Here is an 11,140-nt window from a genome sequence, read left to right as displayed (position 1 = left end):
CCGTCCACTCGGCCAAGGGGCTGGAGTGGGACGCCGTGTTCTGCGTCGGCATGCAGGAGGGCACCGTGCCCAGCCCGTTCGCGCAGACGCCGGCCGAGATCGAAGAGGAGCGCCGGCTGTTCTACGTCGCCGTCACCCGGGCCAGGCACACCTTGATGGTGTCGTGGGCCGCGGCTCGGCGGCTCGGCGGACGCGGCAACCGGGGCCCCACCCGTTTTCTCGATTCGCTGCTACCTGCTGGTCACTCCTCGCGCCAGACCGCCAAGCAGCCTCGGCAGCGCAAGGTCGCCAAGTGCCGAGTCTGCAACCAGGTGCTGGCCGTCATCGACCGCCAGCGTGGCCGGTGCGATGACTGCCCGTCCACCTACGACGAGGGGCTGTACGAAGATCTGCGCGCTTGGCGCACCCGAGAGGCCAGCGACATCGGCAAGCCCGCATACGTCGTGTTCACCGATGCGACGCTGCAGTCGATCGCGGAGATGAAGCCAGCCGATGTCGAGGCCCTCGGTCACGTGCCCGGCGTGGGACCGGCCAAGCTCGAGCGCTACGCCGAGCCCGTGCTGGAGCTGGTCGCCTCCGCCGATTGACGTCCTAGCGCCCCTCGGTGCTGGCGAAACCAGGCATCGAGTCGATGAGGATCTGGCGGAAGGGTGCTGTCGCGCCGAGCTGACACAGCACGCCCATGCCGCCGATCCAGACCCGGTGGATCAGCATGTAGTCCGGCGGAAGGTTGAACTGCAGGGCGGTGCCCATGCCCTCGGCATTGGGAGCGCTGACCCGCGTCATCTGGCCGCGCATCCATTCACGGCTGAAGGTGAAGGTCTCGTGCTCGGCTGGTTCGACGAATGGACCGAAGTAGCGACCCACTGACTCGGCATCGAGCTTCGTGCCGGCCCGCAGGAAGCCCAGCTCGACCAGCCCGACCCGAACATCGCCGAATTGGCCGTCGACGCTCAGCCGGATCAATCGACCCATGTCGTCCGGCAGCCCATCGGGAAGCCGGGCCACGGCGCCGAAGTCGAGCACCCCAATGCGGCCGTCAGGCATGATGCGGAAGTTTCCGGGGTGCGGGTCTGCGTGCAGCATTCCGGCGCGCTGCGGGCCGGCGAACATGAAGCGGCCGTAGATCTCGCCGTAGTGATCGCGCTCGGCTTGCGTTCCCTCGGCGATCACGTGGGCCAGGGAGTGGGGTGACTCCAGCCAGGTGGCCACCAGCAGCCGCTCGGTGTGGTGCACCGGCTCAGGGATCACGATCTCTGGATCGTCGATGAACGCCGCGAAGAACGCGGCGTTGGCCTGGGCCTCGAGTCCGTAGTCCAGCTCTTCGGCCACCCGGTCCTGCAGCTCCTTGATCAGGGGCTTGATGTCGAGTCCGGGCACGAGCACGCCGAACATCCGCGACAGACGGGAGATCTGCCGCAGGTCGGCCATCAGCGCCTTCGCCGCACCGGGATACTGCAGCTTGACCGCCACGTCTCGACCGTCGGACCAGGTCGCGCGGTGCACCTGCCCGATCGACGCTGCCGCCGCCGGAACGTCGTCGAACGTCTGGAAGTAGTCGCGCCAGTGCTCGCCGAGCTCCGCGATCATGACCCGGTGCACCACGCTCGGGGGCATCGGCGGCGCGGCGTCCTGCAGCCGCGTGAGGGTCTCGCGATATGGCCCGATGAGCTCCTCGGGCAGCGCGACCTCGAAGATGCTCATGGCCTGGCCAAACTTCATCGCCCCGCCCTTGAGCTGCCCAAGGACCGAGAAGATCTGATCGGCGGTGCGCCGCTGCACCTCACTGAGGACGACATTGGCTGGCGTGCCCACGATGCGCTTGCCGAGGCCGAGCGTCGTGCGGCCGGCGAAGCCGACCGGCAGCGAGGCCAGTCGGGCAGTGCGGGAGAACGCGCTGCCACTGAGCGAACGGCCCTCTCGACGCTCTGTGTCGTCTGAGTCGGCCACATCCTCAGAATAGTCCTGCACCCCTGATCACGCTCGCGGCAAGAGCGCGCACGGACAGCGGTGGTGGAACTCGACGGGCCGCACGTGGCGCACTCCCAAGCCTGGTCCGACCGTCACCATGACCCCTGCATGCATGGGCCGCTGGCGATCGGCCACGGCAACGATCCCGGCAGCGATCTCAGCCGCTGCCACGTGCCGCAGCACGGCGCCGGGAGCCGGGAGATTGTGCTGGGCCGCGCGGTGGCCGAACTGTGGCAGCAAAGCTGCCCAGGCCGGGTCCCAGTCGATGCGGTGCAGGTCTTCGCAGCCCAGGCACGCCGAGGTGCCGGGAACCACGAACGGGCCGATCCGTACGACCGCCTCATCCAGCCGCACCGTCAGGTGGGGGATTCGACGTTGTACGGCCTGAACGAATGGACCGCGTGCGGGCTCGCCGGTCGAGGCGATCACCAGCACGTCGGCGTCGTCGTTCGTGCTCCGCTGCACGCCGGCCTCTTCCAGGACGTGGCCCGCCGCATCCAGGAGCTGGCGGGTACCCGGATCGGCGTGCAGGGAGACCTGCAACCGGTGCCGGAGACGCGCATCGGCCGGGTCGCGCTCGGTCAGCGCCAGATGGCGCGCCTCCTCGGGTCGACGCCCGTCGCAGTGAGCGCCATCCAGCACCACGCCCACCGCCGCGAGGTGCTCCAGCAGGACCGGCATGTCGTCGGCCAGCTCGGGAATCTGTGCGGCCAGCCAGTCGGGCCCGTGCACTCCGTCGATCGCCAGCAACAGGCGGTGCAGACCAGGTCGGTCGGAGACCACGACACCGGGGGAGGTGCCGACCTGCAGGTGGCTGGCATCGCGCCGCAACACGCTCGCGCCGGGGCGCAACATGGGTCGACGGGAGGCCATGGCGTCACTGTGGCTGGTCGACCGATCCGGCGGCCTGGTCCGTCCACAGTGCTGCAGAGATGTTCACGGGCAAGCGAACGGGGACCCGACATGGTCGGGTCCCCGTTCGAAGGTGTTGGGGAAGAAGGGAGGGTCAGGCCTTGCCGAGGATTCGGTTCAGCTTGGTGCTGCAGACCGGGCAGATGCCCTTGGCCATCTTCGTGCCCTTGTCGCTGACGTGAACTTCACCAGTCGCCTCGCGCTTTTCCTTGCACTTGACGCAGTAGAACTCGCCACTCCATGTTTCCGCCATCTTCCGGCCTCCTTGCCGATCGATCACAGGCTGGGTGTGGTGCCTGTCACGCTGAAGCCTACGCGTGCTGAGCGTGAAAACGCGGCAATGAGCGGTCAACTGAGCGACACAATGTCGCACCCTGTTTTCCACCGTTGTGGATAAGTTTGGGGACAAGATGTGGGAATTGCCGTGCGCGATGTGGAAAAGCTAACGCTCCGTAGGCTGCTGACATGTCCGAGGTCGAGATCCGACGCAGCACCCGACGCAAGCGAACGGTGCGCGCCTACCGCGAGGGCGACAAGACCATCGTCTTGGTGCCCGCCCATCTCACGCGGGCGCAGGAAGCTGAGCACGTGCGTGACCTGGTCGCGCGGCTCGACCGTCGCGAGCGTCGGAGGGCCCCGTCGGACGACGCGCTCGTGCAGCGCGCGCATGAGTTGTCCGCCCGCTGGCTCGGCGGGCGGGCGGTACCGACCTCGGTGCGATGGGTCACCAACCAGAACAGTCGGTGGGGCTCGTGCACCAGCGTCGACGGCAGCATCCGGTTGTCGCACCGCCTGCAGGGCATGCCCGAGGACGTCGTCGACTACGTGCTGCTGCACGAGCTGGCGCATCTGATCGAGGCCAATCACAGCAAGCGGTTCTGGGCGCTGCTCAGCGATTTTCCCCATGCCGAGCGGGCCAAGGGCTTTCTCGAAGGCGTCGTCTGGCAGCAGCGGTAGAAGCTCGCTGTTGTCATGCAGGCAAATACCTGCATAATGAAGGCATGACGACCGATCAGGTGTTCAAGGCGTTGGCTGACGGCACCCGCCGCGAGCTGCTGGACCGACTGCGCGAGCAGGACGGACAGACTCTGGGCGAGCTGTGCGAGCGCCTGATTATGACGCGCCAGTCCGTGACGCAGCACCTGGACATCCTGGCTGCGGCCAACCTCGTGTCGGTCGTGAGGAGGGGGCGAGAGCGAGTCCACATGCTCAACCTGACCCCCATCCACGAGATGCAGGAGCGCTGGATCTCAGCGTTCGACCGCCCTCGCTTGACTGCGCTCAGCGTCGTCAAGCGTCACGCAGAGGAGATCGCCATGAGCGAGAGCAGCACGATCCCGACCTATGTCCACGTCACCTACATCCGCGCGACAGCCGCTCAGGTGTGGGAGGCGCTGACCGACGCCGACCTGACTGCGCAGTACTGGAATCACCGCAACGTCTCGGACTGGGTACCCGGATCCGCGTGGGAGCATCTGCCGCTGGACGGCGGTGGCCCGGACATCGTCGGATCGGTGATTGAGAGCAATCGGCCCCGACGGCTCGCGATCACCTTCTCCGGCCCGGACGGCGAGCAACCCCCGGGTGGTCCGTCGGTCGTTACGTTCGACATCGACGCGCACGACGCGTTGGTCCGACTCACGGTCACGCACGAGAACGTGCCAGATGCCGGCATGTACGCCGGAATCTCGAAGGGATGGCCGGCTGTGGTGGCGAACCTCAAGTCGATGCTCGAGACCGGCGAGGTGCTGCCGCCCTCGCTGTGGGAGCACATGACGAAGGGGGAGAGCGCCGATGCATGACTCAAGCGACGCGCGCGCCCTGCTGGAGCGTTCGGCCTCGTGCCTGCTGGATTCGCTGTCCGCGGTCGAGGAGTCGGTTTTGGAGAGCCCCACCCCGTGCCCGAAGTGGAGCGTCCGTGACCTCGTCCTCCACGTCGCCGAAGCGGCCGACGAGCTCGTGTCTCGCGGCAACGGATCACCAGCCCAGCCAGGGTCGGCGACCGGCCCGGTAGCGGTGGCCCGCGCACATGTGGTGCATCTGGTCGCGGTGGTCGCCCAGTCGCCAGCAGACGACGCCGAGGCAAGGTCGACCACGGAGGTTGCGCTCGGTGGCAGCATCGAGCTGTCGGCGCACGCCTGGGATCTGGACACCGCGACGGGTCGGCCAGGCCTTCCGCTCGATCACGCCGCCGACGTGCTCGGGTTGGCGCAGCGGCTCGTCGACGACGAGGCCCGGGCAGCGTTCTTCGGTCCGATCGTCCAGGTCGGCGCGGATGCCTCGGCAAGTGATCGGCTTGCCGCCTTCCTCGGGCGTGACCCGGGGTGGGTCACGCGGACCCGTTCACCTCGAGGCGTCGTCTGGCAGCAGCGATGAGGTCGCGGACGTCCTGATCCGTGGGCTCGGGCGGGTCGTCGGCCGAGCACCACCGCAGCTCGTCGGACTCCACGCTGATGACGGGCTCGGCTCCATCGGGCGCCACGGCCATGAACTGGACGTCGAGGTGGAAGGCGGGCTGCACTGGTCCGCAGAACGGCACCTCGTGTCTCGACAGCAGGAGCGGCACGGGGTCGATCTCGAGTCCGGCGATGCCGGACTCTTCCTGGGCCTCGCGCAGGGCGGCGCCAGCGAGAGTGACGTCGTCCGGCTCGCAGTGCCCGCCGGTTTGCAGCCAGAGTCCGGCCTTGCGGTGCTTGGTCAGGACCACTCGCTCACCGTCGCCGGCGATCACGACAGCACTTGCGGTGAGGTGGTCAGGGTGGCACTCGCGGTGCATCGCCGTCGGATGCTCGGCGAGGTGCGCGAGGTACTGGACGCGCAGCCGCTCCTGCTGGTCGTCAGGCGCGGCCCACGCCGCCAACGCCTGGGTGGCATCGGCGTGGAGGTCCAGGGTCACGCCCGGGTGTCGTCGGGGCCGTCGAGAAGCCGGCCGAGCTCTGCGTCGAAGTCGTCGTCGGCATCGGCGGGCTCGTCGTAGGAGAAGGCGAGTGGATCGTCGAGATCTGCAGCGGTAGGCATCAGGTCGGGGTGGGTCCACGGCTTGTCCCGGGCCTCGGTGCCACGCCGGTCGCGCAGGGCTGCCCACAGAGTGGACGCCTCGCGCAGTCGTCGAGGCCGAAGCTCGAGGCCGACGAGCGACGCGAAGGTCTGTTCGGCGGGCCCGCCGGCCGCCCGACGTCGGCGCATGGCCTCGGCGAGGGGGACCGCGGCCGGCATGGTGTCCTGGGTGGCCTGCGTGACGACCTCGTCGACCCAACCCTCCACGAAGGCAAGCAGCGTCTCGAGGCGGTCGAGCGCCGTTTGCTGCTCGGGGGTGCGCTCGGGCTCGAACAAGCCGCTGTTCATCGCTTCCTGGATCTGGTCAGGCTGCATGGGGTCGATCTGGTGAAGCTTTGACTCGATGCCCGCGACGTCGATGCGGGTGCCGCGGCCGAACTCCTCGATGGCGGTGACGAGGGATGATCGCAGCCACGGGGAGTGGCTGAACAAACGCTGGTGGGCGCACTCGCGCAGCACGACGTACAGCAGGACGTCGGCCTCGTTTTGCTCCAGTCCCTCGCCGAACGCGGCGATGTTGGCCGGCAGAACGGCGGCAACACCGCGAGGTCCGAGCGGAATGCCGATGTCGGTGACCGACACGACTTCGCCGGCAAGCTCACCAAGTGCCCGGCCGATCTGCTGGCCGAACATGGCTCCGCCGGCCTGCGTCAGCAGGCCCATCAGGGGTCCGGCCATCGCCCGGGCCTCGTCAGGGAGTGCGTCGGACATGGCCTTCACCACGTGGGCCGCGATCGGTTCGACCAACAGATTCCAGGTCTCTGACGTGGACTCGACCCACTCGGCCCGACTCCATGCGGCCGAGGTGGTGGCGCCGGGAGGGATGTCGGTGGCCTTGTCCAGCCAGCTCTCGGCCAGTCGAACCGCATCGGAGACAGCCCCCTGCTGGGCGGAGGTGGGCGACGGGTCGGGCCCGGCTGCAGATAGCGTCTGCCGGGCAACGTCCTTGGCCGCGCCGAAGTCGACGCTGCCCTCGTGCGGCGTGAACATCTGCTGCACCTGGCTCATGATCTGGTTCATGTCGATCTGGCCACCCCCGAGCGCGCTGAACATCTGCTCGAAGGGGGTGCCTTCGAACGGGTTCTTCGGCTGATCGTCGTCGTGCTCGGCCATACGGCCAGCCTAGCGACCAGGGCCTACGATGGGGCGATCATGCCGATCGTTCGCCTCCTCGACATCCGGGACGCCCCGCTGAGCCTCGACGAGGTCTACCACGCCGTGTCGGACTCTTCCTCCGGTGGCACCTGCCTGTTCATCGGCACGGTCCGCGATCACGACGGCGGCGACCCGGTCAGCGACCTCAGCTATTCGTCCCACCCGACGGCGCTGGATCGGCTGCGTGACGTGGCCGAACGAATCGGTACGGAGGAGGACGTGGTCGCGCTGGCCGCAACTCACCGCATCGGTGACCTGGCCGTCGGAGACATCGCCGTCGTCGTGGGGGCGTCCGCTGGGCATCGCCCCGCGGCATTCTCGGCCTGCCGACGCTTGATCGATGAGCTCAAGCTCGAGGTGCCGGTGTGGAAGCAGCAGACCTTCGCCTCGGGCGACCAGGCTTGGCTCTGAAAAGAGGCGTCCCCCCGGCCCATTCGGCAGCGTTCACTAGGATCGCCACGTGTCCGACGCCGACGAGTTCTCGAACGATGCGGACCCCATGGGTCTGAGTCGAACCTATGTCCTGCGCCTCACCGCGGCACTCAGCCTGATCGTGCTGTTCAGCGTGGCGTTGCTGCTGCCCGTGCCGTACGTGACCTTGAAGCCCGGACCGGCCTACGACACGCTCGGCGACTTCGGCGACCAGCCCATGTTCACCTTCGGCTCAGACGTCACGACCTACCCCACCTCCGGCGAACTCGACTTCACCACGGTGTCGGTCACCCGGGCTGACGGCCGCGTCAGTCTCACCGACGCGATGCAGGCTTACTTCGACCGTGACGTAGCGGTCGTGCCCAGAAATCTCGTCTACCCCGACGGCAGCACGGCGGCCAACTCGCAGGCCGTTGCGGCCGCCCAGCTGGACGGGTCGAAGGATTCCTCGCGGGTCGCCGCTCTGCGGGCTGCCGGCTACGTCGTCCCCGGACTGCCCGAGGTGGCCGAGGTGGCCAAGGACGGTGCCGCAGCAGATGTGCTGAAGGCAGGTGATCTGATCCGCGCCGTCGACGGAACAGCGGTCGACTCCTCCGCGGCGGCGGTGGAGGCGGTGAGCGTCCGAGACCCAGGTGAGAGCGTGTCGCTGGCCATCACACGCGGCTCGACCGAGCGCACCGTGGACGTGATCACCAAGGCCGATCGCTCCGATCCGACGGTCCCCCGCATCGGCATCACCCTCGGCACGACGTACGACTTCCCGATCACCATCGACAACAACGTCGGCCGCGAAGTGGGGGGACCGAGCGCAGGCGCCATGTTCGCCTTGGCCATCTACGACCGGCTGACTCCCGGATCGCTGACGGGTGGCCGCAAGATCGCGGGTACGGGAGAGATCAGCGCCGAGGGTGTCGTGGGGTCGATCGGTGGCATCCAGCAGAAGATCGCCGGGGCCGCCGCCGCGGGGGCCACGATCTTCCTGGTGCCCGAAGCAAATTGCGACGAGGCGATGGATGGTGACACCAAAGATCTTCGCCTGGTGCGGGTGGCAACGCTGGAGGGTGCGATCGATGCCCTCGAATTACTGGCCGAGGATCCGAATGCGAAGGTGCCGTCGTGCAGCTGATGCCTGATTCGCCGGTGCGCCGAGCGGCTCTCGAGGTCGAAGCGCACGTAGCCGCCGACGGCTGGGACCAGCCGGCCCGGCTGTTCGCGTTGGTGCCGACGGTCGACCTCATCGCGCGCGAGCCGGAGCTGGCAGCGCAAGTAGAGGCGTCACCAGGTGGGTTCACCTCCATCGAGCAGGAGCTGCCGGTCGACGGCCGCGAGCTGGAGGAGCTGCTCACCGAGATCGGCTGGCCCGACACGGTCATCGGATGCGCCGTCGTGGTCGAGCGATTGATGCTGCCAGCCGAGGCCGAGGAAGAGCTGCCCGACGATCCGGACGCAATGGCGGCCGCGGCTGCCCAACATCCTGACCGGCGCGAGGTGCGCCTGGTTGCTGCCGTCACTCGTGGGGGAGCGGTTCATTCCGCAGTTCGGGGTCGCACGGCCGACGGTGATGCCGTCGAGCTGCTGGAGGGTCCCGACCTCGTACCAGGCCTGCTGGCCCAGCTCCGCCAGACCTTGCAGCCGTGACGGTTGGCCGGGTGCCATAGAGTCGGAGTCATTCTCCCGAGGCAACTGCGGGTCGACGAAGCAGGAGACACGTGAGCGACATCTTCGGCAATGCTCGCCAGCAACAGCCGCGCCAGCCCAGCGGTGAGTCGGGGCGTCGGGTGCTGGTCCCCACCCTGATCACCCTGGCAGTGCTGCTGTTCCTTGGTTCGATCTTCACCAGCATCTGGTCAGATCGCCTGTGGTTCCGTTCAGTCGGTTTCAGCGACGTGTTCCAGACGGTGCTGTTTGCCCGGATCACCCTGTTCCTCGTGCTCGGGCTGTTGTTCGGAACCTTCGTGGTCGCCAATGTCTACCTGGCGTACCGGCTGCGTCCGGACAACCCCTCAATGCGTCGCGACGATCCGGCCGTCCGCTACCGCACGGCCCTGACGCCGATCGGCAAGCCGGTGCTGATCATCGCCGGCCTGTTGTTGGCCGCGTTCGCGGGCTCTGTGGCCGCCAGCCGCTGGGACACCTACAAGCTGTGGCGCAACGGCACGTCATTCGGGGAGAAGGACGCCCAGTTCAACAAGGATCTCGGTTTCTACATCTTCGACTACCCGTGGTTCCGATTCCTGACGTCCTACAGCTTCGCGATGATCGCTCTCGCCGTGCTGGCTGTGGTGTTCGTGCACTACGTCTACGGCGGCGTGCGGATGGCTGGCCGTGGACCCAAGTTCACCCGGCCGGCGCAGATCCACGTCTCGATCCTCGTGGGTCTGGCCATCTTGACCCGCGCGATCTCGTACTACCTCGATCGCTTTGGCCTGATGATCGGTTCATCTGGCCTGGTCGACGGTGTCACCTACACCGACGCCAACGCGCGCATTCCCAGCAAGAACATCCTCATCGGCGTCGCGCTGGTGTGTGCGCTGCTGTTCTTCGCCGCGGTGTTCGTGCGTTCGTGGGTGCTGCCCGCCATGGGTCTGGGCATGCTGGCGCTCACCTCGGTGCTGATTGGCGGCATCTGGCCCGCCGTCATGCAGGGCTTCCAGGTCAAGCCGTCGGAGCCGGACAAGGAGGCCCCGTACATCGCCCGCAACATCGAGGCGACCCGCGATGCGTACGGTGTCTCGGATGCGACGTCACGGCCGTACACCGCCAAGACCACGCTGACGCCCGACGAGCTGACCAAGTCGGCCGAGTCGCGGGTCAGCAGCCGACTGCTCGACCCGACGCTGATCTCGGACGCCTTCCAGCAACTCCAGCAGGTGCGTGGTTACTACACCGTGCCTGCCACCCTGGACGTCGACCGCTACAAGATCGGCGACGACGAGACCCCCCAGGACATCATCATCGCCGCCCGCGAGGTCGACCTGGCAGGGCTGCCGGACAGTCAGCGCAACTGGGCGAACGATCACACCGTCTACACCCACGGCTACGGCGTCATCGCCGCTCGCGGCAACCAGCGTGGCCCGCAGGGCGAGCCGGTGTGGGTCGAGAAGGACATTCCGCCGGTCGGCGAGCTGGACATCACCACGCCGCCGCGCATCTACTTTGGTGAGAACTCGCCGGACTACTCGATCGTGGGCCGCGAGGAAGGCTCGCCCCCGATCGAGGTCGACATCCCGCGCGGCGGCGCCACGTCCGACTCCGCCGACGAGGACACCCCGGCCAATGCCAACGCCAACATCTATGACGGCGATGGCGGAGTCCCGGTCGGCTCGTTGTTCAACAAGGCGCTGTACGCCTTCAAGTTCGCTGAGCCCAACATCGTCTTGTCGAACCGCGTGAATTCTGAGTCCAAGATCCTGTACGACCGGCACCCGCGGGACCGCGTCGAGAAGGTCGCCCCGTGGTTGACCGTCGACGGTGACCCCTACCCGGCGGTGGTCGAGGGTCGTGTCGTCTGGATCGTCGACGGCTACACGACCAGCAACGCCTACCCGTACTCCGAGCACCGCTCGCTGCGCGAGGCAACCGCCGACACCCTGACCCGTGACCGGGCCACGGC

General features: G+C 67.6%; 13 protein-coding genes. 8 read left to right on the top strand and 5 right to left on the bottom strand.

The genetic code is table 11. The annotated features are described in order from the left end of the window. Positions 1-587, top strand: a 587-nt coding sequence (locus WB508_RS00240; protein WP_423842856.1) for a 3'-5' exonuclease, incomplete at its 5' end; no start/stop codon positions are given. 4 nt (positions 588-591) lie between these two features. On the opposite strand, the gene WB508_RS00235 is transcribed toward WB508_RS00240, so the two are convergent. The 3 genes from WB508_RS00235 to WB508_RS00225 all read right to left on the bottom strand — a co-directional run bounded on the left by WB508_RS00235 (position 592) and on the right by WB508_RS00225 (position 3,136). Beyond that, positions 592-1,950, bottom strand: a complete 1,359-nt coding sequence (locus WB508_RS00235; RefSeq protein ID WP_423842855.1) for an ABC1 kinase family protein — start codon at positions 1,948-1,950, stop codon at positions 592-594. Between the two features lie 27 nt (positions 1,951-1,977). Continuing rightward, positions 1,978-2,844, bottom strand: coding sequence for a hypothetical protein (locus WB508_RS00230; RefSeq protein WP_423842854.1), 867 nt, complete (start codon positions 2,842-2,844; stop codon positions 1,978-1,980). A 133-nt stretch (positions 2,845-2,977) separates the two neighbouring features. After that, positions 2,978-3,136, bottom strand: coding sequence for a DUF5679 domain-containing protein (locus WB508_RS00225; protein WP_423842853.1), 159 nt, complete (start codon positions 3,134-3,136; stop codon positions 2,978-2,980). A 212-nt stretch (positions 3,137-3,348) separates the two neighbouring features. Here WB508_RS00225 and WB508_RS00220 point away from each other — a divergent pair, with 212 nt between their 5' ends. The 3 genes from WB508_RS00220 to WB508_RS00210 are packed head-to-tail and all read left to right on the top strand — an operon-like array spanning position 3,349 to position 5,259. After that, complete coding sequence (locus WB508_RS00220) at positions 3,349-3,840, top strand: M48 family metallopeptidase (RefSeq protein WP_423842852.1); 492 nt, start codon at positions 3,349-3,351, stop codon at positions 3,838-3,840. Positions 3,841-3,884: 44 nt separating this feature from the next. Further along, on the top strand, positions 3,885-4,685 hold the full coding sequence (locus WB508_RS00215) for an ArsR/SmtB family transcription factor (protein WP_423842851.1): 801 nt from the start codon (positions 3,885-3,887) through the stop codon (positions 4,683-4,685). Continuing rightward, complete coding sequence (locus tag WB508_RS00210) at positions 4,678-5,259, top strand: maleylpyruvate isomerase family mycothiol-dependent enzyme (RefSeq protein ID WP_423842850.1); 582 nt, start codon at positions 4,678-4,680, stop codon at positions 5,257-5,259. The genes WB508_RS00215 and WB508_RS00210 overlap by 8 nt, the downstream gene beginning before the upstream one ends. Here the strand turns inward: WB508_RS00210 and WB508_RS00205 are convergent. After that, positions 5,213-5,779, bottom strand: a complete 567-nt coding sequence (locus WB508_RS00205) for an NUDIX hydrolase (protein ID WP_423842849.1) — start codon at positions 5,777-5,779, stop codon at positions 5,213-5,215. The two genes, WB508_RS00210 and WB508_RS00205, sit on opposite strands and share 47 nt — an antisense overlap. After that, positions 5,776-7,053, bottom strand: coding sequence for a zinc-dependent metalloprotease (locus WB508_RS00200; protein ID WP_423842848.1), 1,278 nt, complete (start codon positions 7,051-7,053; stop codon positions 5,776-5,778). Before WB508_RS00200 ends, WB508_RS00205 begins: the two co-directional genes overlap by 4 nt. Before the next feature lie 39 nt (positions 7,054-7,092). On the opposite strand from WB508_RS00200, the gene WB508_RS00195 reads away from it, so the two are divergent. The 4 genes from WB508_RS00195 to WB508_RS00180 form a co-directional block, all read left to right on the top strand. Next, positions 7,093-7,506, top strand: a complete 414-nt coding sequence (locus WB508_RS00195) for a molybdenum cofactor biosynthesis protein MoaE (protein ID WP_423842847.1) — start codon at positions 7,093-7,095, stop codon at positions 7,504-7,506. A gap of 49 nt (positions 7,507-7,555) precedes the next feature. After that, a complete protein-coding gene (locus tag WB508_RS00190; RefSeq protein WP_423842846.1) occupies positions 7,556-8,653 on the top strand; it encodes a YlbL family protein in 1,098 nt (365 codons plus the stop codon). After that, positions 8,653-9,165, top strand: a complete 513-nt coding sequence (locus WB508_RS00185; protein ID WP_423842857.1) for a PPA1309 family protein — start codon at positions 8,653-8,655, stop codon at positions 9,163-9,165. Before WB508_RS00190 ends, WB508_RS00185 begins: the two co-directional genes overlap by 1 nt. A 71-nt stretch (positions 9,166-9,236) precedes the next feature. After that, the coding region (locus tag WB508_RS00180; RefSeq protein WP_423842845.1) for a UPF0182 family protein at positions 9,237-11,140 on the top strand (1,904 nt) is incomplete at its 3' end.

Source organism: Aeromicrobium sp. (assembly GCF_049586495.1).
Lineage (GTDB): Bacteria > Actinomycetota > Actinomycetes > Propionibacteriales > Nocardioidaceae > Aeromicrobium.
Note: the sequence above shows the minus strand (reverse complement) of the source record. Positions and strands in the feature narration are given on the sequence as shown.